Raw genomic sequence first — 25,721 nt, forward strand, 5'->3', positions numbered from 1 at the left:
TGGTTTAGCTTCGTGTTGCTTTTTTTAAGTGAATTGCACCTTGATAATCAAATAGTTATTTATTTTTCTTTTGACATACTACCGCAGGTCTTTATTAAAAAAAGAGATTGACCAACAGACAGGTATACAGACAGCTATTGATCCTGTATTCTTTTGTTGCCAATCTCACGCTCTTATTATTTTTCTATTTTTTGTTTTGTGGCCTTTTTGGAATAAATTCAAAAATCTTCCCGGATTCCACTACACTTATGAATTCCATTAACCATTTATAATAATTTTGTGCGTAGCGGAGCTTTTCAATATCTTTTGTAATCTTGTCGATTAACTGCTCGTCGGTTGTTTTTTCCACTAGTAATTCCAGCTCTTCTACTGCTTCTTCTGCTTCTTCAATATTTGTTTCTGTATGCTGACGCCAACGATTCCCAAATAGTGAGGTAAATGACTTATACCAATCTTCTTCTGATTGATAAAGATCTTTTCGAATTCCTTTTTTAAAAGTAGACTCAACCATTTTCATCTCCGATAATACACGTACTCCTGTCGACATACTGGTTTTGCTCATCTCTAACGCATCACGCATACCATCGAGTGTCATCGGTTCATCTGAAAAATACAAGACCCCATATAATCTTCCAACAGAAGGGGTCATACCATATAAGTTCATGTTTTTAGCTATGACTTGAATGAATTTTTCAATTGTTTCTTCGTATTTTTCCCAATCTTTTTTTTCTCCTTGTTCCCCAGCCAATGGAATTCCTCCCATTTATTAATAAGCCAATTTTCTCTTAACTAAAATATAAGGTTTTTATACCTTAAACGTAATAGATATAATGACGTGTCCCTAAGTATTTGTTCAAGAAATCTTTTCTGAAATAAGTTTAGCATGAATAATTATTAAATGCGAATAGGATTCCCTAAGCGAATAATTTTAGCTTTTTGTGCTGCTTGCAGTATATCTGATTTACATGTAAATAGAATAATCTGCTGATGTTTCGCTTGGTCTGCTAGAATTTCCATTACACGCATCGTACGTATAGAATCGAAATGCACGAAAGCATCGTCTATTATAAAAGGTAAACAATGCTTATTACTCATAATCTCGCTAATAGCAAGTCGTAAAGAAATATACAACTGGTCAATCGTTCCCTTTGATAACTCATTCACATTATACCTTATCTCGTCGCTGGCTTCTACCTGGAAGAACGTATTCTCTAAAGGGGGATACACTTTTATATATCTGTGATCGGTTAAAACTGCAAAAAACGTTGATGTTCGATTTATTACCTTATCTAAATACTTTTTGCGATAGCTGCGCTTTGTTTCCGTCAAGATTCCTTTAGCTGTTTGTAGAACCGCCCATTCATTAGCAAGCTTTTTTAAATGCTCCGATTCCCTATGAAAACGATGCATAATGTTCGAATATGCTTCAGACATTTCCAAATTAGATATATCTGAATGTACACTAGCAAGTTGGTGTCTTTTTGCTTCAATCTCTTTTTCAAGCTCACCGATTACTTCTTTGTTTTGTTCATATTTTCCTTGAAGTGTTTGTTCATTTATGCCTTTTCCATTTATAAATGTATTCTGATCTCCATCAGGGAAAATGATGGATAATTGACTGACAAATTGATTGATCTTTTCAGTTATTTCTTTTTTCTTTTCGACTTGCTTTGCCTTTTTTAAAAAATCATCCTCTGAGTTCACGTTAGCAGTATCATATAAATTCCTTATCTCACGTTCATACGTTTCTACTTTCTGCTTTAACACCCGTTGTTGTTCAGCATTGTCTATGCTCCAATTTTCATATTGGCGCAAAACGTTTTTCGCATTCTCCCTATCCTCTAAGCTTTTCCTTATAATCTTTAATTGAAATTCCATCGCGTCATTAACCGATTCTCCGCTTATATCTTGCAAAAAAATACGACATTTATTTTCAAATTCAATTTGGTATTCATTTAGCTTTTGATATAAAGCCTCATATTCCACCTTTTTCCGATTTTGAGAAAGAAGGTTTTTCATCGCATGATAAAATTCCGGCCAATAGGAAACACTTATTTTCTCAAGAAATGGATAATGTTTATATTGTTCTTCCATTCGGACCAGTAATTGTTTTTCTTTTGTTTGCAAAGCAAACTTTTTTTCTTCCCATTTCATTAACTGTACATGTAAAGCCTTTAGTTGCTGTAGTGTTACTTCCAGTTTCTCTCTTCGCTGTTTATCCTCAGCAAGCAAATGTTCTATATTTTCTTTCTCCTCTTTTGTTATCGTACTGGAGGATATTACCTCTTCATTCGTATCAAGAAACTGATCTGTAACATGTAAGGACCTTTTTCCTAAAAAATACTGTCCGCCCCCAAGCAGCAGCAAGATTACTGTTCCAGTGAAAAGGAGCGAGTCATCAGTAATACTTGCCAAAAGTGCAATAAGGACTGCAGCTACCACACTTGCAAGGAAAAGATTAGATATCCTTTTTTCTTTTTGTTTTTTTGCTTTTTCCCATTTTAATTGCTGATTACTTTTTGCAGCTTGGAAACTTCTCATGTAATCCTGTTCGTTGTATCTATTTAACTTATGAACACATTCGTTTCTTTGCTGATCAGCAAGAACACACGCTTCTTCTTCCTCCCTCAAAGATTCTAATTCATTCTGTTGTTTCTTTAAATATTCTGCTTCTTGATCTATTTGATCTTGTTCAGCATTTAATTGATCACGATTGTTCTTAATATCATTCCATGTTTTTTCAATTTGAAAAGGGAAAGTTATATTCGATAAATCGCCCGGATCGAGACCTAGATCTAGCTCTTCCAGTTCTTTTTTCATTTGTGTTTCTAATTGCTTCACTGTTACCCGGATTTTTTCTATTTCACGTCTATTTTCTAAATACGATTGTTCTCCTTCGATAATTTCTTGTGCTTGCTTATAGACTGCCTCCTCGTGTAATTTTTGCTGTAACTCCTCTCGCCTTTCTTTATATTTTCTTTGATTATCTTCAACAACAGACAATTCGCTTTTCAATGGAAGAAGTTGTTCCTTTAGTTGATTCAAGCGCTCAATCCCATCTTCAGGAAAAGCTATTTGAGATGGATAATTCGATAATTCACTTAAATAATAATGATACTTTTTTATAAGAGGTAAAGCTTGTTGTTGTTTCTCGAGTGTAAACCTATCTTCTTTTGCTTGATGAATGGAAGACTGCAAGCTGGAAATTTCATTTTTTATAACTTGTATATCTGTCTTCTTCTCCTTATAGGTATCTTCCCGCGCTTCATGTTTCTTAAGGTCTGAAAAAAGTTCCTCTAAAGTTTTAAGTTGTTGATTGATCACTGGCTTTTTTCCGTAACGTTTAAACAAATCCCCCATCTTGCTATCTAATCTTTTCTCAATAGAATAAATATTGTTAGAACCAGTTAATCCAATTCCAAGAAGAACCTCACCTAAGTCGTCTTCTTTCATCTTTGTGATGTTGCTTAAATCTGCTCCCGAAAATGAAAAAATTGATTCATAAATTGTCTTTGTCATGCCTTTTAACTTTTCTTTCAGCCAGGTCTCATCATGTTCTTCTCCTGCCTGCGTATAGCATTTAGCAGCTCCATTCCTAACTTGGTCCAAACGTTCAATCGTAAATTTCTTACCATTATCGTCAATAACAGTCAGTCTTCCACCAAGCTTTCCGCTAGATTTAGGCTGATAAAATGTGCGCTGCTTAGGTGGAAGTCCAAATAGCATAAATAACAAAAATTGTTGTAAGGTTGACTTTCCAGACTCATTTTCACCGTAAATGCAGATATAGGAATGACCAGAAAAATCAATTGTTTCATCCACCCATCTGCCAAAACCGTAAATTGTTGCCCGCTGTAATTTCAAATTATTCACCCTCATTCATCATGAGTTCATTCATTAAAAGCTGTTTCGCTTTCTCTTTGATCCTTTTTTCATCTTCTGTTGATAAACAATCTAAATACTTTCTTGCTTGTCTATGCTCAAATAATTCTTTTGTAAAAGAGTGAACAGATACCTTATCAAAATGCCTTATAAGCTCACCCATAAAATGTTCAGCCCTGTACAACATTTCGTCAGAAAAAAGACTTGCGTGTACAACTGCGGTATAACGGAAAATATACATCCATGGTTTCTGATGGGCTAATGTTTCATTAATAAGCTCGATGAGATCGTCAAGATACTGTTCTGTTTCCCATTGCTTTAAAAGCCTATTATTACTTGTCAGTTTCAATTGGACTAGCTGAGAAATAGATGGATCTAATTCTGCACCAAGCTTCTTTTTTATTTCATTCTCCAGATGATAAACTTCCTCGCATTTGGAAACATCAAGACTTACCTCATTAAATTGAATGGCTTGCAGCGGAATAAAAGAAGCCGTTGTATTTGTGGGTGACATCCTGACATGATAACATCCTTTTTCACCCTGCTCTTTCCGATTGCGGCCTTGTATATTCCCTGGATAAATAATATATGGATTTTCTTTTAAGATTTCCCGCTTATGGATATGGCCAAGGGCCCAATAATCAAAATCCTTATTTACTAAATCACTTAAATAAAATGGTGCATACACATCGTGCTCTGTATTGCTATGCAAACTCCCATGAAGCATCGAAATATGATACGGGATCTGCTCATCCTGGACATAATATTCCTTCGCTTTATTTGTTTCAACTGCCCTATTTTTATAACTAAACCCATAAATATTAGCGATTGCCTTGCCATTCCTTTTATATGTAAAATAATTGACTTGCTCATCTTGAAAAATAAACACGTTAGATGGGTAAGTTACTGCATACTTGTTGCCATTTAGGTAATCATGATTTCCATATGATATATAGACCGGAATTTGATGTTGTTCCAAATCCTCAAATGCACGCCGTAGACGGATTTGGGCTTTAAGACTCTGTTTTTCATTATCGAATAGATCACCAACTAAAAGTACGAAATCTACTTGTTTTTCGATAGCAGCCTGAACTAACTTTTTAAGTGCAGTAAATGTACTCGCTTGGAGATCTGAGAAAATATGTTCTGGAGTATGAGCTAATCCTTGAAAAGGACTATCTAAATGTAAATCAGCTGCATGGATAAAAGATATTTGTTCCTTCAACGTGGATCACCCGCTACTTTCATTTGACTATCTTCATTTTAGCAAAAAAGGTTTCAGAATGCACGTTCGTATTTCAAAGCAATAAAAAGCCACAGTTTCCTATTCTGTGACTTTTTTTAAGCCTATTCTTTTTTAGATAAGGCAATCGCCTTTTTTAAATCCTTTAACGAACTGGAGCGGCCATACATCAAGACACCGCCTTTATATACTCTTGCACCAAGAACAGCTAAAAGTACGATTGTCGCTATTAATATCCCAATGGAAATGGAAACTTCCCAGACGGGAACGTCCATCATTCCAACGCGTAGAAACATAAGCATTGGTGAAAAAAATGGAATGTAAGAAGAAATAATCACTAATTTAGATTCAGGCATATTCAGTCCAAACATTGCAATAAAGAAAGCAATCATAATCAAAAAGGTCATCGGCAGGATTAATTGTTGAACATCTTCTACACGGCTAACAAGCGATCCCAGCATAGCTGCTAATGTTGCGTACAGCAAATAACCTAATAAAAAGAAAATAATTGCATAGATAAAGAGTGCTGGCGATGTATTTTGAATACCAAAATAACTAAAAAATCCTTCGGTTAGCTCACCTTGTTTAGAAACAATGAGGGCATACCCTACTCCTACAACAAGAATAACTTGAGTTAATCCTAGTAATGCGATTCCTATTATTTTTGCAAACATATGCGTAACTGGTGGCGCACTGGATACCAATAACTCCATCACCCGGGATGATTTTTCTGTCGCTACATCTGTTGCAATCATGGATCCATACATAATCACTGCAATATATAATACAAATAGCATAATATAAACGATACCACGTGCCTGACTTAGTTCCTCATCTGTCTTGGCATCTTTATCTAACGCTTTAGTCTGAAATGTGACAGGTGCATTGATATTTTGTAGTGTTGCTTGATCGATCCCTGCCTGCTCCGTTGCCATTGAAACCTTTACCTGCTGTAATTGTTGTTCAATTAGCATTTGCGTATCAGAGTTTGTGATGTTATCTGCATAATAATGCGCTTCTGGCATTTGATTATCACTTAAAGATAACTTAACAAAAGCTTCATATTCTTCCTCTTGTACAGCTTCTTTGGCTTCATCCTCTGATCCAGTAAAAAGTTTTAAACCGACTGTATCATCAACTGTAGAAATATTGCTTTCTAGTGGCTTAAATAATTTTTCCGAATCATCCATTACCGCAATTTTTTTCGAACTGTTATCAGAAAACATATCAATAATAGATTGAATGTTTGAGATTCCGAAGATAAGCAATAATGTTATAAGTGTTCCTATTAAAAAAGACTTCGTTTTCACCCTGGACATGTAAGTATGGGATAAAATAATCCAAAATTTATTCATAAGATGCACCTACCTTTTCAATAAAAATATCATTTAAACTAGGTTCCTCTAATTCAAACCTACGAATAAATCCTTTATCTTGCAGTGCATGAAAAATAGTTTGAGAAATATCTTCATTTTCTATCTGCAGTTCACAGCCTTCTGCTATATTTTTATAACGTACAACCCCAGGATGGTTTTTTAAAAATTCTAGTGACTCGTCCGCATGTATTATCAAATTTTTCTTCCCGTAAGAACGTTTAATCTCTTTTAACGATCCTTTAACAACATCTTTTCCTTTATGTAAAATGCAAAGACTTTCACATAGTTCCTCTACATGTTCCATACGATGTGATGAAAATACAATAGAAGTACCTTGTTCTTTTAAATCGATAACAGCTTCTTTTAACATTTCTACATTAATTGGATCAAGACCTGAAAAAGGCTCATCCAGAATAAGCAATTGCGGTCGATGAATGACAGCAGAAATAAACTGAATTTTTTGCTGATTACCTTTAGACAGCTCTTCCACTTTTTTATCGATATATTCTGGTACTTTAAAACGTTTCAGCCAAGCTTCTAGTGCGGTCAATGCCTCGCTTTTTTTCATTCCACGCAATTTGCTTAGATAAACAATTTGCTCTCGTACTTTCAACTTAGGATACAAGCCCCTCTCTTCAGGCAGGTAACCGATCAAATGACTCTTATGATAACTAATTGATTCCCCATTCCATGAAATATCCCCTTCTGTACGATCTAATAATCCGAGTATCATACGGAATGTAGTTGTTTTACCTGCACCATTTCCACCTAAAAATCCAAAAATTCCCTTTTCTGGAATTTCTAGTGACAAATGGTCCACAGCAGTGTCTTTTCCAAACCTTTTTGTGACTTCTTTTAATAACAATGCCAAATTGCCTTCCCCCTTTATATTTACAGCCGACAAAGCGTCTGAAAGATATTGAAAAATAACTTCATCCTGTATGCCAATTATGGCAAATAAAATCTTTTAACATTATAATTTCCTTATAAAATTATATCAAATAATATTGTAAAGATGATGAAAAGAAGGATTTTTTTAATAAATAAAGAATATATTCTATATCCTACATATTTCGACTTCAAGGAGGGAAAATTATGAAAACATATGCTTTAACTGTTTTCAGTAAATCTGGAGACAAATTATTAGATGAATCTTTTACTGCAAAAAGCAATGATGAAGCAAAGGAAATTGGGCAAAACCGTCTAGGTGAAGAAGGTTATCGTGAATATACACATCGATGTGTATCACCTGAGGGTGAGTTAATCCTATTTCACAGGTAAATGCTTTATGCAAAAAGACGGCTAAAGTGATACATAAAGATATTGACAAGGTCGTCTTTTTGCAGAAAAGATCGAAAAAAACCCGCAGACTTTTGTCTTACGAGTTGTTTTCTCATTACTAGTTTGAGTTTTGTTCTCCATAAAGCTCTTCCAATGGCTTTGTGATAATTGCACTAACTTCATTAATAATAAGGTTTAAGCGTTGCTCTTCCTCCATTAGTTTTGAAATATCTTGATGCTGTTGTACTGTTTCAACAACTTTACGGGCTTTTTCAACTTCCTCTTCCGTAATATCTTCACCTGTGGCTTGCTTTTTTTGCAACCCCAACTGCGTATCCCGGAAATTTTCAAACAGTTTCTTAGCAGCCTCATCATTCATTACTGCTTCAAACGCTGCTTTCAAATTTTTAAATTCTGAACTTTCCCGAAGTGCGTTCTCTAAGCCATAAGCACTATCATAAACATTAGACATAGGATACCTCCTCAAATTTTCCAGTCGTCCGATTTTGCAACAGTTAATAAATTACAACTTGAACAACCTAATGGCTACTATAACAAACGTATAGATTCATGTATACTTTTTCTTGAAATTACTATTTATTTTTGACAATTTAAAAGAGCAAAAAAGCCAATATGACTTTTTTGCTCTGTTGAAAGAGGTTTTTCCTCTTCTTAGCCATTTTTATTGAGGTTGTTGTCCATTAAGTTGTTGTTGCGCAGTTTGCACTAAACGCTTTGTGATTTCCCCTCCAACAGATCCATTAGAACGTGAAGTGGAATCAGCGCCTAAATTTACTCCAAATTCTTGTGCAATTTCAACTTTCATTTGATCAAGAGCTTGTTCAACTCCAGGGACGACTAGTTGGTTTGAATTGTTTCTAGCCATCTTTATCACCTCCTGTAAAATATATTGTCTGCAATATATAAAATCTTATCATGATTTGTGGCTGGTAATTTGTTCTTTAAAAGGAAAAGGAGGTTAGGACAAAACCCCAGCAAATGTAAAAGAAGTTCGGGAGTCCCGTCTTTAGATGGAACTCCCGAACTTCTTTATTTTACTTTTCCGTGCGATTTATACTTATTTAGTAATCCCGTTGACTTGCACTGCAGGCGACTGCTTTCCGCGGGCACGGCCTCTGCCTCTTCGGAAGAAAACCACTTCCTGCGGGGTCTTCAGACTCGTGCTGTTCCAGCAGGAGCCAGCCGCCTTTCGTTCCAGTCAACTAGATATGAAAAGGGCTTTAATATGCTTGTTTTAGTAAACAAAAAGGACACCTTCTGATAAAATGAAAGTCACTTCTTGGCTAGTTAAGGCCCAACCTCTTTCGTATCATCTTTAGTTTGGATGGGTCATTTCTTTTGGATTCACATATTGATCAAATTCTTCTTCAGTTAATAACCCTAACTTAACTGCAGTTTCTTTTAAAGTGGAGTTCTCTTCGAAAGCTGTTTTAGCTATTTTAGCTGCATTTTCATAACCAATGTGTGGATTTAATGCTGTTACCAACATTAAAGAATCTTTTAAATTCTTTTCAATTTGCTCATGGTTTGGTTCAATCCCTCGTACACATCTTTCTTCAAAAGATCTCATACCATCTGCTAAAAGCCCGCATGATTGCAAGAAGTTATAAGCCATCACTGGTTTAAATACATTCAATTCAAAGTTTCCTTGACTTGCCGCAAAGCCGATCGTCGCGTCATTCCCCATCACCTGGGTTACAACCATTGTTAGCGATTCACTTTGTGTCGGATTTACCTTACCTGGCATAATGGAACTTCCAGGTTCATTAGCTGGAATTGTAATTTCTCCAATACCGCAACGTGGTCCACTTGCTAACCAACGTACATCATTTGCAATTTTCATTAAATCTGCAGCGAGAGCTTTTAATGCACCATGTGCATAAACAGTTTCATCATAACTTGTTAAAGAATGAAATTTATTTGGTGCAGAAACAAAGTCTTTCCCTGTATATTCACTGATTGCACTGCAAACACGTTCCGCAAATTCTGGATGAGTGTTCAAACCAGTCCCTACAGCAGTACCACCAATTGCAAGTTCTTTTAAGTGCTGCAGACTTTCTTTTATCATACTTTCTGATTTTTCAAGCATCCGGTGCCAGCCACTTATTTCTTGACCAAGTGTTAAAGGAGTAGCATCCTGCAGGTGAGTTCGTCCTATTTTAACAATGTCTTGAAATTTATCCATTTTAAGCTTCACACTATCTTTTAATTGCTTTAATGCTGGCAAAACTTGATCTTCCATTTTTAATGCTGTTGCAATATACATCGCTGTCGGAAAAGTATCGTTCGAACTTTGTGATTTATTTACGTCATCATTTGGATGAAGCTTTAAATCGCTGCCGTTATTATTTAACCATTCGCTTCCAACAAATGCTAATACTTCGTTTACATTCATATTTGATTGCGTTCCACTGCCTGTCTGCCAGACAACTAATGGGAAGTGATCATATAACTTACCATCGATTACTTGATCTGCTGCATAAGCTATTGCTTCAGATTTTTTCTCATCTAATAATCCTAAGTCGCTATTTACTTTCGCTGTGCTCTTTTTTAAAATAGCAAATGCCTTTATTATCTCCTCTGGCATTTTTTCATTACCGATTGGAAAGTTTTGCTTACTGCGCTGTGTCTGTGCTCCCCAATACTTATCAGCTGCTACTTTAATTTCTCCAATTGTATCTTTTTCAATACGGTAATCCATGTTCATTTCCTCCCTATGTATGCTTATCCTTCACTCTTCTATTGTACCAAATAATTCAGTTAGTTAAATCATTTTAAGATTACCATTTCGTTTCTTGCAAATGTTACAAAAAAAGGAAACTTCATATTGACACAAATTTGTGCTGGGAATTTACTATCTGATTCCATTATGTTGATATATAATACTTAATATGCACGAAGTAATTCAAAGAACTTTCACAGGAAGACGTTCAAGCTTTTTTTATAATTACTTTTTTAACCAGAAGTCTTCTTATACTGGAGCAATTGTTATAAGGAGGATTCGATATGCCAAAAATTTGGACACATATATTATTTTGTGAAGATATTTTGGATACAATTATCGGTCCACATCCATTTTCACAAAATGAAACATTTATAAAACTAGGTGCGCAAGGACCAGACCTTTTTTTATATTATAATTTTTGGCCTTGGTCAACTAATAAAGAGCATATACATGCCATTAGTAATTTCTTGCACACAGAGCGCTGTGGCAACTTTATTGTGGATTTAATTAAAGCTGCAAAAGATAAAAATGAAAAAGTACGTTCGTATGTTTTCGGTTTTATCACACATCATTTATTAGACAGAAATACACATCCATATATTTATCACTTGGCTCAAGCGTTACATCATGAACCTCAAGAGTTGGAAGTAAAAATAGATACGTTAATGATGGAGAGGTTCCATCGATTAAAAACGTGGAAAGCACCAGCTTATAAAGAAATTGATATCGGGTTTAGAATGAATAAAGACATTGCAAGTTTATTGCATGACCTTATAAAAAAGTATAACCAAAAGATAAGAGGACAGAATGCAGCATACATTCACAAATCATATAGAGATATGAAATTGGCATTAAGATTATTTTCAGATCCATATGGATGGAAGAATAAGCTATTTCCTTCCTACGTTTCTCTATATTCCCATCAGCCAGTAAATGATCATATTGACTATTTAAACTTACAGAAAACAACATGGTATCATCCAGTAACCAAAAAACCATCTTTGGAAAGTTTTATTGATTTATACGAAAATGCTCGGGCAGAGGGTTTGGAAATTATAACGGAAGTATTAAATTATTGGCATAGTGAAAATGCCTTTGTTCCCAAAAAACTTTTACAATTAATCGGAAATAAATCCTATCAGACAGGCATGTCTCTTCCAAAGAAATAACTCGAGTAAAAAGAGCCAGCTGAACAAAATAAATTGTTTGCTGACTCTTATGATTAAAATAACCTTGCACTTTTCATGCACGTTAAAACCTGCCTATACGGCTTGTCACTAGTACGGGTTATTTCTATATTTATTTACTCCCATATAAAGTGGTTATATGCTTTACTTAACTTTAAAAATTCCTGTTTATTACCAGTATCGATGGAACGGTTGATTGCGGCTTCTAATCTTTTTTTATTCCATTTAAAACATAATTCATCTAAAATCAATCTTGACGTGAGCTTTAGTTCATATGGAATTTCTCGTTTTGCATGAAGAATATTACCTTCATAACGGTAATATCGATAAATTGTTTTTTGCTTCTTCATGGAATATGCCCCCTTGTTCCTTTTTCTTATTATCCTAAATTTTTAGATAAATTTCAAGTCTAATGCTTACAGAAAAAAGAACGAATACGCCATGTATATCATGCAAGTATTTCCAGCAATTCATCAATGCTATCCCATCCGTACGCAGTTTCTTGATAGCTTCCTTCTCCAACCGTAATTGCTTCTTCTCCTACCGATTTGGCAAGATATCGTTCATAAAAACGGCTAGATGGATTCTGCTTTAGTACCCACACTAGAATAGAGTGATAATTCATTCCTTTCATCTCTTGAGCAAATGCTTTTAAAAGTTTTGCTCCTAAACCCTTTTTTTGGTATTCATCTAGTATGTAAATCGTGTATATTTCACCATCATATGCAAAACGTTTGGTTCTTTCTGGACCTCCAGAAATAAAGCCAACGATTTTTTCATCGTCACAAATCACAAATGTGCATTGTTCTCTTTTTTTCAGTCGCAACACTGTTTCCCATAGCGTTTTTCGATTTTCATAAGTCATATTAGTTAAATCACGTTCTTCAAGCAAGTCAGTATAAGTGCTTTTCCAAGTATTTACATGAATAGTAGCAATTGTTTCTGCATCCGTATAAACAGCCTTTCTAACCGAAAACATAACGGCTATCCCCCCTGTTTTTATTTCTTTAAATATAGATGGAAACGATAAAGATGGATAAGATCGCACCAGCCACGACTAGAATAACATTTAATCCGATATAAGCTAACCCAACTGCGACGCCCGCGCCTATTAAGCCAATTTCGGGCTGATCAGGTTTCACAGTTAAGATTCCCGGAAAAATAAGAGCTCCTAATGCTGCATAGGGAATGGCATTTAACCAACGATTCACCCAATCACGAAACTGCAATTTATCAACTATAAATGCTGGAATGATTCTAGGTATCATTGTGACAATTGACATTCCTATTATAATCATAAATATCATGACTTGTCCTCCTTAAGAAAATAAACACCACTTAAACCACCTATAATCGTCCCTAGTACAATAGACCAGCCATCGGTCATAAATTGACTGCATAAAACATTGATAAGCATCGCTATAAGCGCAATCAATCCGACTTTTAATTCTCTTTTTACGGATGGAATTAAAAGACCTATGAACATTGCATACAATGCGATTCCCATACTATCGCTCAGTCTCTCCGGAATAACTTCCCCGATTAACCCGCCTAAAAAAGATCCAAAAACCCATGAAAAATAAGCTGTCAAAAAAATGCTTAGATAAAATAAGGGGCCTTTTTCCATCTTTGCTTCTTTTGTATGTAAAGCTGAAACCGCAAATGTTTCATCTGTCAAGCCAAGTGAAAGAGGCAACTTCCAATTTATCCCTATATCTCTTAAGGAATTCATAAACGACAAACTCATCACAAAATGGCGAAAATTAAGAACGAACGTTGCAATAATTATTTCCACAGTTCCTGCTCCAACCGCAATCATATTAGCCCCCATAAACTGGCTTGCACCTGCAAACACAAGTATACTCATTAATGTTAATTCAACTAAAGATAAACCTGATTGCTTTGCTAACACGCCATATGTAATAGCGACAGGCAAATAACCTAGTACAATTGGAAATCCAGTGGCAAGACCTTTTTTAATCATCAATTTCGCTTGTGATGAAGGTTCTTTTCCTGCTGTATTTGTCACCATATACTTTGCTCCCTTTCCCGAAATTCTATATATTATAAACTGATTTTTTTCATATTACAAAGAATTCGGACTTTATTAATTCGATTGACAACAGAACAGATGACAATGTATATTCAATAATAACAATTTCAAATGGATAAACTTATCTAGGAATGACGAGTAGATATTTCCAGGCAGCATAAGAAACAAAGTGGATGATGTGAACTTTGGCAGGAAAAATTCGAATATACACATTCTATTTTTATAGATAAATCTCTTGAGCGGTTGAAAGTATTCAACAATCAGGGTGGTAACGCGGAGTAAAGCTTCGTCCCTATTTTCGGGACGAGGCTTTTTATTATTTATATTACTAATCAACAAGGAGAATGCGAGATGTTCCCAATCAAACCTGAACATAATCCAACATTAAGTGAAGCACTTTTCTTTTTCATTATTATTATAGGTTTAATTAGTTATTTTATAGTTGGACTTGATACTGTTCCACATATCCCGATATTACTAGGAATAATTTTACTTGTTGCATATGGATTAATAAAAAAAATACCTTTTGAGTCGTTAGAAACAGGTATGATAGCAGGGGCCAAATCTGGAATGGGTGCTATTTTTTTATTTTTTCTCATTGGTATATTAATAAGCAGCTGGATGATTAGCGGTACGATCCCTGTATTAATAAGTACTGGCTTCTCTTTTATTGGAGGGACATGGTTTTATGGGATTGTGTTTGCTATTACTGCAATCATTGGAGTTTCACTCGGCAGTTCACTCACAACAACCGCAACCATCGGAGTTGCTTTCATTGGAATGGGTGATGTTATCGATGCTTCAATGGCCATTACAGCTGGAGCGATTGTATCCGGTGCTTTCTTTGGTGACAAAATGTCCCCTTTATCAGACACAACTAATCTGGCGTCAACGATTGTTCAGGTTGACTTATTTGAGCACATCAAACATATGAGCTTAACAACAATTCCAGCTTTTATTATATCTTTTATACTATTTGTGACCTTATCTCCAAATCAATCAATACCTTTGCAGGACGTGCATCAGTATGAAATGGCATTAGAAGCAACCAATTTAATACATTGGCTCTCATGGTTACCTTTAGGTATACTTGTCTTTTGCACCATCTTTAAAATACCTGCATTCATTTCTTTGGCTTTAAGCAGTATAATTGCAACGATCATTGCAAGCATATTAGGTAATATAGCGCCGATAGAAATTTGGACGGTATGGTTTGATGGATATACGGCTTCAACTGATTTTGAACCTGTAAATGAGTTACTAACAAAAGGCGGTATAAACAGTATGCTCTTTACTATTTCACTCGTTATTTTAGCATTAGGATTTGGAGGACTCCTGTTTGTTACTGGTATCGTTCCGTCTATATTACAAGCATTTCAAAGTAAATTACATCAGGTGCGGTCTATTATCATTTCTACAGCAGCAACATCGATTGGTGTCAATATTCTAATTGGTGAACAATATTTATCCATTATGCTAACAGGAGAAACATATAAAGGTGTATATAAAAAAGCCGGCCTTGCTCCTAAGGCATTATCAAGAACATTAGAGGATGCGGGAACAGTTATTAATCCACTTGTGCCGTGGAGTGTTTGTGGAGTATTTATCGCAGATGTATTAGGTGTACCAGTAATGACCTATTTGCCATTTGCTTTCTTTTGTTTATTAAGTCCAGTGATTACAATTTTATTTGGAGGCAGAGGACTTAAAAAACAGCATTAGATTTTTTATGGGATTGAGTCCAACAATACTCAATCCCATTTTACCTGTTAACTATAATTTAAATCGTTGTACCAAGCCATTTAGGTTCTCCGCTAATGTTGCGAGTTGACGTGAACTTCCATCTATTTCTTCCATCGAACTGTTTGTTTGTTGTGAGGCAGCTGATGTTTGTTCAACCCCTGCGGCTGATTCTTCTGAGATAGCTGCAACATCCTCTATAGAGGAATTCATTTCTTCACTGTTATTGGCAATATCCGATAAATTCATAGAAACGATATTAATATTTTCTGCCATTTCTTTAATTGCTGTTTTGATTGTATGGAATGTTTCACTCGTTGTTCTTATTTGAATAGTGCCCTCTTCAACTTCCTGATACCCTTCTTTTAGTGAATCTACGACAATACTTGATTCGCTTTGTATACGCTCAACGATGTCTGTTATATCTGTCACAGAAACAGATACTTGTTCTGCAAGTTTTCTTACTTCATCCGCTACAATCGCAAAACCCCGTCCATGTTCACCTGCTCTGGCAGCTTCAATCGCTGCATTAAGGGCAAGCAAGTTCGTTTGATCAGATATATCCTGAATCACTGATACAAGCTTAGAAATTTCCTGAGCTTGTTTATCTAAGCCATCAACCTTGTCAACTGCATCACTGACAATTCCATTTACTTTTTCCATTTGTCCATTTGAAGACTCCATTAGTTGACTACCTCTATCTGTCATATTTAAAACTTCATGGGAAGCTTGGCGTATACACTCCCCATTTTCACGCGTTTCCCGGACTTTTACTGTAAACGACCCCATAATAGATGACAAATCACTAGCACTATTAGCTTGTGACTCAGCCCCGGATGCTAATTCTTGCATCGTTGTTGCTATTTGTTCAGAACTTGCATTAACTTCATTCGTTGTTTGCATTAATTCTTCACTATGACTGCTTACCGATTCCGAGACAGTCATAATCTGATTCAACAATTCCTTTGTATTTTTCGTCATTTCATTGGTTGCTGCAATAAGCTGTCCTATTTCATCCCTTGATCTCGTTTCGATAGGTTTATAGCTAAGATCACCACTAGCAATACGTTTCATTCGTTTCATCACCATTCTAAGCGGTTTTGAAATAGAGTATGAAGTTATAAATGCCACAATTAAACTAAGAACAATAACTAATACAATTACGATTGAAACAATTGTTAATGTTCTTTCGCCGTTAGCAATATTGTTTTCCTCCATAGAAACAATTTTATTCTCTCTTTTTTTAGCCATATCCTGATAACCATTTATTATTTCGTCAAAAAATGGACCTGATTCTGATAAATTTTGAAGTGCACCTTCTTTATTTCCCCTGTCGTATTCTTGAAATACATCATGAACAATGGTTTCTCTCCATTGAGAAGATTGCTCACTAAGTGTTTCAAATTCCTTCGTTGCACCTATCTCTTTAATGATCTCTTCCTGTTTTATTCCTTCATCTGCATATTTTTCAAATAAATCTTTATAGAAGCCATCTCCAAATAATAAATATCCACGTACCGCTCCGATCTCATTCGCAAGCGCTGAGACTAATTGCTTATCAGCGATTAATAATGGAAGCTCTCGGTTTACAATATCACCTGAGCTTTTATTCACTTTATTTAAATTCCAAAACATATAAACACCTAAAAATATATTAAGGATAAGAACAATCGAAAACCCTAGTATCATCTTTATTCGAATCGTTTTGAAATTCAAGAAATGATTCATCAATATACCTCCTTGTCAATTATGTTTAGACTTCATTTTCCATTAGACATATGTAAAACATGCTTATTGGCATCTTTTTATTTGATTAATGCATTCGGATCAATAATTAATGATACGCGTCCATCTCCTAGAATGGTTGCCCCAGAAATAGCATAAACGTCCTTTAAATAGTTTCCTAAAGATTTAAGAACAACTTCTCGTTGTCCGAGAAAAGAATCCACGATTAACCCTGTAATATTTTCTCCTTTACTCACTAATACAACAGCATGTTGTTGTTTTTTACCTTCGTTTTTACTTGGAACAGCGAAAAATTCCTTCAGTGAAATCAGAGGGATAATCTTCCCTCTAAAATCCATAACTATTTGTCCGTGTGCATACATAATCTGCTCTTTTTCAAGCAGTACTGTTTCAACAATTGAAGATAGCGGAATAGCATATGTTTCACCTTGAACTTTAATCAATAAAGCAGCGAGAATAGATAGGGTTAGAGGTAATTGAATAGAAAATTCACTACCCTTCCCTTGCTGCGATTTGATAGAAATTTCGCCGCCGAGTGATTCAATCGTATTTTTGACAACATCCAAGCCAACGCCGCGCCCAGAAATATCTGACACTTTATCATTCGTACTAAAACCAGACGCTAAAATAAGCTGATGAATCTTATCATCGGTTAAATTTCTCGCCTGTTCAGATGTAATTAAATCCTGTTCAATTGCTTTTGCTTCAACCTTATCACGATTAATTCCTGCGCCATCATCCTCAATTTCAATAAATACATGGTTTCCGCTATGAAAAGCACGTAATATTAACTTCCCTTTTGCAGGTTTTCCGAGTTCTATACGTTTTGATGGTGCTTCAATCCCATGATCAACAGAGTTGCGAATTAAATGAACCAATGGATCTCCTAGTTCATCAATAACAGTCCGATCCAGCTCTGTATCAGCTCCGATAATTTTCAGTTCAATTTCTTTGCCTAAATCTTTGGCTAGCCCTCTTACCATACGAGGAAATCTATTAAATACCTGTTCCACTTGTACCATTCGCATCGTTAAAATTAAATCTTGCATTTCACCTGAAATCCGAGTTGTATGTTCAACGGTTTCTGTTAATGCTTGGTTCTCTATTTTTTTTGCCAGTTCTGTGAGTCTACTTCTATCAATCACCATCTCTTCAAACAGATTCATAAGATGATCAATACGTGCTAGACTCACCCGAATTGTTTTACTAGAGGGACTTATACTTTTTTTCCCATTGAAGTTATTATGTGTTTTTTCTGCGTCTGATTCATTATTACTATTTTTATTTTCATTGGCTTTCGTTACCCGGGAGAGATTTGAAATATCCACATTTTCAATTTCTGATACGTTCCAAATAAGATCCTTTATTTCATCTGCAGTTTTTTGGGATAGAAAAGCAAAAGTGAAGTCCCTTTCAAAGTTTCCTTCTTCCAATTCATCTACTACAGGTATCGTCTTAATAATCTCACCTTGATTATCAAGTATTTCAAAAACCATATAAGCACGTACACCTTTTAGAAGACATTCCTCTATTAATCTAATAGTGATTAGGAACGCATGATACCCTTGTTCTACAGCCTGAGTGACTACAGTAATTTGATAATTATCTAATTCAATGATTGGTTCGTCTTCTTTCTCTAATACTTGGTCTGTTTGACTGGGATTTCCCCCATTCCCTACATTCGCTAGATGTTCGATTATACTTGTTACATCTTTTTTGCCATCACTTCCTTCACCTATCGAATTCACCATTTCTTCCAAGTATTCAATTGCTAAAAATGTTATGTCAATAACCTCTGTAGAAATTGGCAATTTGTTATTACGTATTTTATCCAGGATGTTTTCCATCTGATGTGTCAGTGCCGCTATATCCTCAAACCCCATTGTGGCAGCCATTCCTTTTAAGGTGTGGGCTGATCGAAAAATCGCCTCAACAAGATTAAAGTCATGCGGATATTTTTCCAATTTAAGAAGGTTGTCATTCACCGCTTGTAAGTGCTCCCGTCCCTCATCAAGAAACATTTCTAAATATTGACTTGTTTCCATATAATACTTCCTTTCCATCTCTATCCTGACGATCCACATAATAAATTAAGTTTTGAACCTAACATGAATTGAAGTAAATTCTCCCATGATTAGGTCTTTTATATCAAACAACTGATTTTTTTTGATTCTTCCTTCCTATTTTTTATCGACCATTTATAAAAATTGTTAACTCAAAATCATCTATTTTCTTCGATCAATGCCCGTCTCTCTAACACTTCCTGACACTCCTAAAGTTTTATCAACACACATAAAAACGTGAGTTCCTTTTAAAAAGAACTCACGTTTTTATGATCATATAAAGTTTTCCCCTTTTTATAGCTTCAAACAATCTATGAACTTGATCATAAGGTTAAGGATTTGCTTTTTGTTTGTTCCATCTTTTTCATTGGTAATTGAGCAATAAATATACCTGCAAGTATCAAACAAGATCCCAGTATAACCCCTGCTGTTATCTTTTCACCTAAAAGCACCGCACTGAAAAGCAAACCAAAAACAGGAACAAGCAATGTTGAGATTGTTGCCGTAACAATATCGATCATACTAAGTACAATAAACCATAATGTAAAACATAAAGCCGAAGCTAAAGCACCCGTAAACAGAATATAGTATATGCTTGTTACATTGAATTGGATGGGTTCTCCCCATTCCATTCCAATTGCAGCTGCCGTGATTCCTAATGTTCCAAACCCCATTTGATATGCAGTTACTTGTATTTTTGAAACACCTTTTACCTTTAACTGATAATATACATTTGCTAATCCCCATGATGCAGCTGCTATTATTATCAGTATTTCACCGAATAAAGCAGAAAAATCCTGACCAATAAATATGTCCCAGCCAATAATCATGATAAGTCCAACAACACCTAATCCAAGTCCCACCATTTTAGTTATCGTAATTTTTTCTTTTAAAAGCTTCACTGCAAAAAAACTGCTCCAAATCGGCATGGAATATAATAATACGGATGATTTACCTGCCTCAACAAAGTGTAATGCATACATTACCAATAAATAAACAACCGCTGTTTGCAACAAACCAACGATGACAATGTGTCCTAACTGCTCTTTTGGCGGTCTTTTCATTTTCATAAAGAACATAATCATAAATAAGATGACAGATCCTACACCAAATCGTAGCGCAGAAAAGGAAAATGGACCCATGTACCGGAGAGCTTCTTTCATAAGAACCCAGCCATATCCCCAAATAAGCGTGATTAATAAAATCAAAACATACACCACCCACTTACGTTGAAGCAGCGGACTAGTTGACATCTGTTCCATTCCTTTGCCCATTAAATATCAGGTCCTTTTCAATATTTTGAATATTTTAGGTAACTATCTATAGGTTAGTATAATTTAGTTATAAGTACAATATTAAACTATTCTATAGATTATTTCAGACGGTCCTTTCATATTATGAAATTCCTAAAAAATTCTAAAGAGAGCCATTTTAAGATCCCCATTGTATTCGCACCTTTTGATTGTCCCTGATCCATTTTAATAATGGTCTGTCTTTTGACACTACCCTGCCAACTACATTCACTTTTTCATCTGCTGGTAAATCCCGTTTTGTAATTTGTATTTCTCCTTGGTACCGTAAATATTTTTTATTATCTATTGTTATTGTCCCGATTAGACGTTCCATACAATTTGATGGTGAAATGTTTTTATGAGGATACTGCCGTGATTCCACGGAACGAAAGCAATCTCGAGCCCCATCAGGACGGTTTGTATGTAAAACAGGTATTTTCTGCAATATTTCCTCAGCTGAATTTTCATCCGGTTCTGCTTTCAAAAGGATTTCATTATTCTTATTGTACGAAGTGAATTGGTCTAATGTCGATGAACTTATAGCTACATCACCAATTAAAATTTTATCAACTCGTCCAACCATCTTCATTTCCATGTAGGAAGCAAAAGGTGATTGTTTCCTATGATCCTCAATCGTAGGCAACGTTTGATACAATGGACCACGCAACTCTTCATCTCCGGGAATAAAGGTCATAATGGTTATCCCTTTTTCTTTTAACCAGCGGTTTTTCTCTATAAAGTCATCAAGATCAAGCCCAGTTTCAGGGCGTGGATAAAAATTATGCCAGGCTTCTACAGATGCAGTTACCAAACCGTTTGCCTTCATTCGTGTTAAAGCCTCTTCTGTAATCGTACTCGCATTTAAAGCTACTTTCATTTTTTGAGATAGTTCGATGATCACAGGTTCGGGAATACCGTAATCCACTCGGATTCCGGTCAACCCCCATCTGAGTAATTTATCCGCGTTAGACCAATTCATTCCTAATAGGTTTAAAGAATCTGGAGATATATCTGCCATTAGCTCCATGTCCAGTTGGGATGCTAAATGACCTAGTTCCTTTAACTGGTCCTTATATTTCGAATTATCTTCTTCTGGAATATGAAGGGATGTAAAAATACAACGAAAACCGCAATCATTCATTTTTCTTATATATGATTTTTGATCTGCTATTTCTTTATTTCCTAAGTATACAGAAATCCCTAGCATTGCTATCACACATCCTTTTTCAGTATATAGAAAAAAGGAGGTAAAAAACCTCCTTTTATTTGTGACCATACGAACTTAAATTCCGTCTGCCATTTCTTCTTTAAATCCAAATAAATACGTAAATAAAAATCCAAACACATATGAAATAACTAGACCAACAAAATAGCTAAAATATTTTCCATCTGTAATTAATGGAATTAATGATAGTCCGGAAACCCCAATTCCTGCTGCTGCGGTGTGCATAACAGCTTGGAAAGCACCGCCAAACGCTGCACCAATACACGCGGTAATAAAAGGTCTGCCTAATGGCAAGGTTACCCCATATAATAATGGTTCGCCAATTCCAAGGAACCCAACAGGTAAACTACCTTTTATAATATTTTTCAATCGTTTATTTTTCGTTTTCACATAAATAGCGATTGCAGCACCAACCTGACCCGCGCCTGCCATAGCTAGAATCGTTAGGAGAGCAGTACCACCATAAGCATTAATTAGTTCCGCATGGATCGGCGTCAATCCGTGATGTAATCCGACCATAACTAAAGGTAAAAAGAATCCAGATAAAACAGCTCCAGCTACAACACCACCTACATCAATCAAGACGGTCAATCCGTTCGTAATACCATCTGAAACGAGACCAGCCACTGGCATAACTGCATATAATGATACAATTCCTACTAAAAGTACGGTAATCAATGGTGTAAATATAATATCTACTGAGGCAGGTATACCTTTACGAACATATTTTTCTACAAAAGCCATCAGCCACGCAGCGAATATCACTCCGAATAATCCGCCTCTACCCGGAATTAATGCATCCCCGTAGATTGTTATTTGCTCTAGCATCGGATTAAACAGGAACATTCCGGCAATTGCACCAAGTACAGGCGTCCCGCCAAATTCTTTCGCGGTATTCCATCCAACTAAAATAGCTAAATAGGTAAAAATACCACTTCCAATTAATAGTAAAATTTGCATCCAAGTTGCTTCGTCATTTGCACCTGCGTTTTTAGCAAAATTTGCAACTCCATTAATAATACCAGAGGCAACTAGACCTGGAATTAATGGAATAAATATATTCCCAATTCTGCGAAGAAGGTTTTTAAATGGCGTCTTATTTTTTCTTTTAATATTTTCTTTTTTTATCGCTGCTTGTTCTTCAAAGGTTAAGTTATCTACTTCGGGCTCAGCGTCCTCCCCAATTCCAAGACCTGTAAGTTGGCTTAATTCCTCTGAAACCCTATTTACTGTACCGGGACCGATGACAATTTGTAATGTTTCATCAGCAACTACACCCATAACCCCTTCAATTTGTTTTAGCTTGTCATAATCAGCTTTGGTGTCATCATTTAGGAGTAGTCTTAACCGTGTCATACAATGTGTAATGCGTTTTAGATTATCCTTCCCTCCAATCTGCTCTAAAATTCCTTTAGCCATATTCTGTTCTTTGCCCATAACTTTACCCTCCCTTTATTTTGATAATGCTTTACGCACAAATCCATTGACCCCGCGTAGCTTTTCTGCTGCTTCCTCATGAGAACACTGTAATAGGATCATGACAATTGCTTCTTTGACATGGTGATTAGCCTTCTCAAAATAGCTGCTTGCAGTCTCATAATCTACATTTGTTGCCTCCATAATAATTCGTTTGGATCTCTCTTCTAGTTTATGATTGGTTGGTTTCAAATCTACCATTAAATTTTGATATACCTTACCTATCCCAACCATTGCTGTTGTTGAAATCATATTTAAAACCATTTTTTGTGCTGTTCCCGCTTTTAAACGAGTAGATCCGGTTAATACCTCAGATCCTGTTTCAAGCTCAACTGCTATTTGACTGCACTTGCTTATTTCTGCATTTGTATTACAAGATATTCCAACCGTCCCTGCCTTTTTTTCATTTGCATACTGTAATGCTCCAACTACATATGGTGTTCTTCCACTTGCTGCTAAACCAATTACTGTGTCATTTTTATTTAAATCTATGTTTTCTAAATCCTTCTTTCCAAAATCAGGATTATCCTCTGCTCCTTCCACAGCATTTGAAACCGCTTTCATCCCACCCGCAATAAGTCCATGGACCATCTCTGATGGAGAACCAAAGGTTGGAACACATTCAACAGCATCTAATATTCCTAATCTACCACTAGTCCCTGCACCAACATATATTAATCTTCCATTATTCTGAAATGATTGAATAACCATGTGTACGGCTTTTTCGATCGATCCTATTTCTTTTTCAATTGCTCTAGTAACTCTTTCATCTTCTTTATTCATTATTTGTAATATATCTTGAATAGACATTTGATCAAGGTCCATCGTATGTTTATTTCTAGTTTCAGTAACTAATTTATCTAACATAAAAATTTCCTCACCTTCCTTTTCTTTATATCTATTTTATAGGATTTTGAAATTTAATGTCAACTATTAATAATTAATTTATGAAACAAAATTTCATTTATGACAAAGAAATAGTTATCTTCTCAATTTCATTACTTCCTCTCTCGCTTCTTGATACTGCTCTACAACTTCTTTTCCAATACTGTTAAAAAGACTTATATAAAGACTATCAATGATGGTGAGCTGTGTCATTCTCGAAGTAATGCTTCCTACCCGAAAGTCTTTCTCTACATGTGGAGTTGCCAGGCGTATATCAGCTTCTTTATATAAAGGCGATTTATTAATATTTGTAACTGCAATCAGTGTGGATCCTTTTTTTTGGGAAAATCTGGATAAATCTAAAACATCTTTCGTTTGTCCTGACATACTAATCGCTACAAAAACATCTTTTTCATTTAAATACGGTATATGAGAAAGCATATAATGAAAATCCTGGCTAAATTCTGCCTGAAACCCTAGCTTTGTGAATTTATATAAAGCATCCATTGCTGCAATTGCCGATCCACCTACACCATAAAAAACGATTTTTCTGGCTTCTTTTAATACATCGATTGCTTGTTCTAATTCCTTTTTATTTATAGACCCTGATAGCGATTCAATGGCACTTTTATTCACATGTGTAACCTTTTGAAACAATTCGTACGGGGAATCTTTTTTCTTAACGATGGAAAAATCCGTTATATACTCTTCAGATACAGCTAGTTCCTGGGCTAAGGTAATTTTGAATGTCTTAAAGCTATCTATTCCCATTGTCTTTGAAAAACGAATCACACTAGCCTCACTGACATTTGATTTTTCTGCTAACTCCTTTGTTGTCATATTAGGTATAAGTTCAGCATGATTTAATATATATGAAGCTACTTTTTTTTCGGTTGCTGACAAGCTATTCATTCGATTTTTGATACTTAAGAGCAATGTATTTGCCATTTAAATCTCCCCTTTATTCGGTCTATATCCGTTCTTATTCTATCATTTCTAAAAAGTTAACTCCAACACAATAACAGTCCCAGTATAAGCAAACTGTGCATATTATACTATTGATACACCAAAAATGAGGAGGATTGAAATCAATGGTTTATGGAATGAATCCAAATCCGTATATTACGTACAATCAAACGCACCATTACAAAGGTTTGCGCTACCCTTTCAACTTGAATCATCCAGATGGTTTACCGCGAACCATACGTAAAGGGCAAAAAGATAAAAAAATAGAACAAAAAGGCCACACACATGCTCATTCTGGAGCAACAACATGCCAGGATGGACACACTCATTTACACCCTGGTGTGACAAGCACACCAATTCATACAAAAGATGGTCATGTGCATAAAATATGGGGAAATACTACGTTTGATGATGAGCATATTCATTACTACGAAGACTATACCGGTCCTCCAATTCCATTATCAAATGGTTATCACACCCACTACGTTAAAACAAAAACAACTACTAATGATGGGCACGTTCATGTTGTCAAAGGATTTATTGAACCATCAAAAAGTTGA

General features: G+C 35.4%; 23 protein-coding genes. 4 read left to right on the plus strand and 19 right to left on the minus strand.

Translation table 11 applies throughout. The annotated features are described in order from the left end of the window. Window positions 1-184 precede the first annotated feature (184 nt). From J2Z81_RS08865 to J2Z81_RS08885, 5 genes are all read right to left on the minus strand, one after another. Window positions 185-748, minus strand: a complete 564-nt coding sequence (locus J2Z81_RS08865; RefSeq protein WP_226981303.1) for a GbsR/MarR family transcriptional regulator — start codon at window positions 746-748, stop codon at window positions 185-187. Between the two features lie 146 nt (window positions 749-894). After that, entirely contained in the window at window positions 895-3,864 is a 2,970-nt protein-coding gene (locus J2Z81_RS08870) for an ATP-binding protein (protein ID WP_226371183.1), read from the minus strand. A gap of 1 nt (window position 3,865) precedes the next feature. After that, the gene (locus J2Z81_RS08875) at window positions 3,866-5,107 is read right to left on the minus strand and encodes a metallophosphoesterase family protein (RefSeq protein ID WP_226371184.1); all 1,242 of its coding nucleotides are present in this window, start codon (window positions 5,105-5,107) and stop codon (window positions 3,866-3,868) included. A 122-nt stretch (window positions 5,108-5,229) separates the two neighbouring features. Then, window positions 5,230-6,480 (minus strand): ABC transporter permease, encoded by a 1,251-nt coding sequence (locus tag J2Z81_RS08880; protein ID WP_226371185.1) that lies wholly within the window; start codon window positions 6,478-6,480, stop codon window positions 5,230-5,232. Continuing rightward, complete coding sequence (locus J2Z81_RS08885; RefSeq protein WP_226371186.1) at window positions 6,473-7,372, minus strand: ABC transporter ATP-binding protein; 900 nt, start codon at window positions 7,370-7,372, stop codon at window positions 6,473-6,475. Before J2Z81_RS08885 ends, J2Z81_RS08880 begins: the two co-directional genes overlap by 8 nt. Before the next feature lie 224 nt (window positions 7,373-7,596). Between J2Z81_RS08885 and J2Z81_RS08890 the strand changes: the two genes are divergently transcribed. After that, entirely contained in the window at window positions 7,597-7,782 is a 186-nt protein-coding gene (locus tag J2Z81_RS08890) for a YhzD family protein (protein WP_226371187.1), read from the plus strand. A 118-nt stretch (window positions 7,783-7,900) separates the two neighbouring features. Here J2Z81_RS08890 and J2Z81_RS08895 read toward each other — a convergent pair whose 3' ends face one another. The 3 genes from J2Z81_RS08895 to fumC all read right to left on the minus strand — a co-directional run bounded on the left by J2Z81_RS08895 (window position 7,901) and on the right by fumC (window position 10,504). Further along, window positions 7,901-8,254 (minus strand): YlbF family regulator, encoded by a 354-nt coding sequence (locus J2Z81_RS08895; RefSeq protein ID WP_029269370.1) that lies wholly within the window; start codon window positions 8,252-8,254, stop codon window positions 7,901-7,903. A gap of 210 nt (window positions 8,255-8,464) precedes the next feature. Continuing rightward, window positions 8,465-8,668: an alpha/beta-type small acid-soluble spore protein gene (locus J2Z81_RS08900; protein WP_226371188.1), complete on the minus strand. Its 204-nt coding sequence runs from the start codon at window positions 8,666-8,668 to the stop codon at window positions 8,465-8,467. Window positions 8,669-9,118: 450 nt separating this feature from the next. Further along, window positions 9,119-10,504 carry a class II fumarate hydratase gene (gene fumC, locus J2Z81_RS08905; protein WP_226371189.1) on the minus strand — a complete coding sequence of 462 codons (1,386 nt, stop codon included), beginning with the start codon at window positions 10,502-10,504 and terminating at the stop codon, window positions 9,119-9,121. A gap of 305 nt (window positions 10,505-10,809) precedes the next feature. On the opposite strand from fumC, the gene J2Z81_RS08910 reads away from it, so the two are divergent. Further along, window positions 10,810-11,697 carry a zinc dependent phospholipase C family protein gene (locus tag J2Z81_RS08910; protein WP_226371190.1) on the plus strand — a complete coding sequence of 296 codons (888 nt, stop codon included), beginning with the start codon at window positions 10,810-10,812 and terminating at the stop codon, window positions 11,695-11,697. 134 nt (window positions 11,698-11,831) lie between these two features. On the opposite strand, the gene J2Z81_RS08915 is transcribed toward J2Z81_RS08910, so the two are convergent. The 4 genes from J2Z81_RS08915 to J2Z81_RS08930 all read right to left on the minus strand — a co-directional run bounded on the left by J2Z81_RS08915 (window position 11,832) and on the right by J2Z81_RS08930 (window position 13,747). Next, window positions 11,832-12,065 (minus strand): IDEAL domain-containing protein, encoded by a 234-nt coding sequence (locus J2Z81_RS08915; RefSeq protein WP_029269320.1) that lies wholly within the window; start codon window positions 12,063-12,065, stop codon window positions 11,832-11,834. A 98-nt stretch (window positions 12,066-12,163) separates the two neighbouring features. Continuing rightward, on the minus strand, window positions 12,164-12,694 hold the full coding sequence (locus tag J2Z81_RS08920) for a GNAT family N-acetyltransferase (RefSeq protein ID WP_226371191.1): 531 nt from the start codon (window positions 12,692-12,694) through the stop codon (window positions 12,164-12,166). 28 nt (window positions 12,695-12,722) lie between these two features. Next, a complete protein-coding gene (locus J2Z81_RS08925) occupies window positions 12,723-13,022 on the minus strand; it encodes an AzlD domain-containing protein (RefSeq protein ID WP_029269324.1) in 300 nt (99 codons plus the stop codon). Then, window positions 13,019-13,747 carry an AzlC family ABC transporter permease gene (locus tag J2Z81_RS08930; RefSeq protein ID WP_029269325.1) on the minus strand — a complete coding sequence of 243 codons (729 nt, stop codon included), beginning with the start codon at window positions 13,745-13,747 and terminating at the stop codon, window positions 13,019-13,021. The genes J2Z81_RS08925 and J2Z81_RS08930 overlap by 4 nt, the downstream gene beginning before the upstream one ends. Window positions 13,748-14,119: 372 nt before the next feature. Here J2Z81_RS08930 and nhaC point away from each other — a divergent pair, with 372 nt between their 5' ends. Next, window positions 14,120-15,490 (plus strand): Na+/H+ antiporter NhaC, encoded by a 1,371-nt coding sequence (gene nhaC, locus J2Z81_RS08935; protein ID WP_226371192.1) that lies wholly within the window; start codon window positions 14,120-14,122, stop codon window positions 15,488-15,490. A gap of 51 nt (window positions 15,491-15,541) precedes the next feature. Here nhaC and J2Z81_RS08940 read toward each other — a convergent pair whose 3' ends face one another. The 7 genes from J2Z81_RS08940 to J2Z81_RS08970 all read right to left on the minus strand — a co-directional run bounded on the left by J2Z81_RS08940 (window position 15,542) and on the right by J2Z81_RS08970 (window position 25,143). Further along, window positions 15,542-17,236, minus strand: a complete 1,695-nt coding sequence (locus tag J2Z81_RS08940; RefSeq protein WP_226371193.1) for a methyl-accepting chemotaxis protein — start codon at window positions 17,234-17,236, stop codon at window positions 15,542-15,544. A gap of 77 nt (window positions 17,237-17,313) precedes the next feature. Next, window positions 17,314-19,299 (minus strand): chemotaxis protein CheA, encoded by a 1,986-nt coding sequence (locus tag J2Z81_RS08945; protein WP_226371194.1) that lies wholly within the window; start codon window positions 19,297-19,299, stop codon window positions 17,314-17,316. A 341-nt stretch (window positions 19,300-19,640) separates the two neighbouring features. Further along, window positions 19,641-20,570 (minus strand): DMT family transporter, encoded by a 930-nt coding sequence (locus tag J2Z81_RS08950; protein WP_226371195.1) that lies wholly within the window; start codon window positions 20,568-20,570, stop codon window positions 19,641-19,643. A 178-nt stretch (window positions 20,571-20,748) separates the two neighbouring features. Continuing rightward, complete coding sequence (locus J2Z81_RS08955; RefSeq protein ID WP_226371196.1) at window positions 20,749-21,816, minus strand: DUF871 domain-containing protein; 1,068 nt, start codon at window positions 21,814-21,816, stop codon at window positions 20,749-20,751. Between the two features lie 75 nt (window positions 21,817-21,891). After that, entirely contained in the window at window positions 21,892-23,271 is a 1,380-nt protein-coding gene (locus tag J2Z81_RS08960; protein WP_226371197.1) for a PTS transporter subunit EIIC, read from the minus strand. Between the two features lie 15 nt (window positions 23,272-23,286). Next, window positions 23,287-24,177: an N-acetylmuramic acid 6-phosphate etherase gene (murQ, locus tag J2Z81_RS08965; RefSeq protein WP_226371198.1), complete on the minus strand. Its 891-nt coding sequence runs from the start codon at window positions 24,175-24,177 to the stop codon at window positions 23,287-23,289. Between the two features lie 114 nt (window positions 24,178-24,291). After that, on the minus strand, window positions 24,292-25,143 hold the full coding sequence (locus tag J2Z81_RS08970; protein ID WP_029269337.1) for a MurR/RpiR family transcriptional regulator: 852 nt from the start codon (window positions 25,141-25,143) through the stop codon (window positions 24,292-24,294). Window positions 25,144-25,286: 143 nt separating this feature from the next. Between J2Z81_RS08970 and J2Z81_RS08975 the strand changes: the two genes are divergently transcribed. Next, window positions 25,287-25,721: a YmaF family protein gene (locus J2Z81_RS08975; RefSeq protein ID WP_226371199.1), complete on the plus strand. Its 435-nt coding sequence runs from the start codon at window positions 25,287-25,289 to the stop codon at window positions 25,719-25,721.

Origin of the sequence: Virgibacillus alimentarius (genome assembly GCF_017874635.1) — a bacterium.
GTDB classification, from domain to species: domain Bacteria; phylum Bacillota; class Bacilli; order Bacillales; family Amphibacillaceae; genus Virgibacillus_B; species Virgibacillus_B alimentarius.

What these genes read in the sequence shown, in the direction of transcription:
- J2Z81_RS08880 (WP_226371185.1), bottom strand. Translation starts at nt 6,480, where the DNA reads ATGAATAAATTTTGGATTATTTTATCCCATACTTACATGTCCAGGGTG.
- J2Z81_RS08890 (WP_226371187.1), top strand. Translation starts at nt 7,597, where the DNA reads ATGAAAACATATGCTTTAACTGTTTTCAGTAAATCTGGAGACAAATTA.
- J2Z81_RS08895 (WP_029269370.1), bottom strand. Translation starts at nt 8,254, where the DNA reads ATGTCTAATGTTTATGATAGTGCTTATGGCTTAGAGAACGCACTTCGG.
- J2Z81_RS08900 (WP_226371188.1), bottom strand. Translation starts at nt 8,668, where the DNA reads ATGGCTAGAAACAATTCAAACCAACTAGTCGTCCCTGGAGTTGAACAA.
- fumC (WP_226371189.1), bottom strand. Translation starts at nt 10,504, where the DNA reads ATGGATTACCGTATTGAAAAAGATACAATTGGAGAAATTAAAGTAGCA.
- J2Z81_RS08910 (WP_226371190.1), top strand. Translation starts at nt 10,810, where the DNA reads ATGCCAAAAATTTGGACACATATATTATTTTGTGAAGATATTTTGGAT.
- J2Z81_RS08915 (WP_029269320.1), bottom strand. Translation starts at nt 12,065, where the DNA reads ATGAAGAAGCAAAAAACAATTTATCGATATTACCGTTATGAAGGTAAT.
- J2Z81_RS08920 (WP_226371191.1), bottom strand. Translation starts at nt 12,694, where the DNA reads ATGTTTTCGGTTAGAAAGGCTGTTTATACGGATGCAGAAACAATTGCT.
- J2Z81_RS08925 (WP_029269324.1), bottom strand. Translation starts at nt 13,022, where the DNA reads ATGATATTTATGATTATAATAGGAATGTCAATTGTCACAATGATACCT.
- J2Z81_RS08930 (WP_029269325.1), bottom strand. Translation starts at nt 13,747, where the DNA reads ATGGTGACAAATACAGCAGGAAAAGAACCTTCATCACAAGCGAAATTG.
- nhaC (WP_226371192.1), top strand. Translation starts at nt 14,120, where the DNA reads ATGTTCCCAATCAAACCTGAACATAATCCAACATTAAGTGAAGCACTT.
- J2Z81_RS08940 (WP_226371193.1), bottom strand. Translation starts at nt 17,236, where the DNA reads ATGAATCATTTCTTGAATTTCAAAACGATTCGAATAAAGATGATACTA.
- J2Z81_RS08945 (WP_226371194.1), bottom strand. Translation starts at nt 19,299, where the DNA reads ATGGAAACAAGTCAATATTTAGAAATGTTTCTTGATGAGGGACGGGAG.
- J2Z81_RS08950 (WP_226371195.1), bottom strand. Translation starts at nt 20,570, where the DNA reads ATGTCAACTAGTCCGCTGCTTCAACGTAAGTGGGTGGTGTATGTTTTG.
- J2Z81_RS08955 (WP_226371196.1), bottom strand. Translation starts at nt 21,816, where the DNA reads ATGCTAGGGATTTCTGTATACTTAGGAAATAAAGAAATAGCAGATCAA.
- J2Z81_RS08960 (WP_226371197.1), bottom strand. Translation starts at nt 23,271, where the DNA reads ATGGGCAAAGAACAGAATATGGCTAAAGGAATTTTAGAGCAGATTGGA.
- murQ (WP_226371198.1), bottom strand. Translation starts at nt 24,177, where the DNA reads ATGTTAGATAAATTAGTTACTGAAACTAGAAATAAACATACGATGGAC.
- J2Z81_RS08970 (WP_029269337.1), bottom strand. Translation starts at nt 25,143, where the DNA reads ATGGCAAATACATTGCTCTTAAGTATCAAAAATCGAATGAATAGCTTG.
- J2Z81_RS08975 (WP_226371199.1), top strand. Translation starts at nt 25,287, where the DNA reads ATGGTTTATGGAATGAATCCAAATCCGTATATTACGTACAATCAAACG.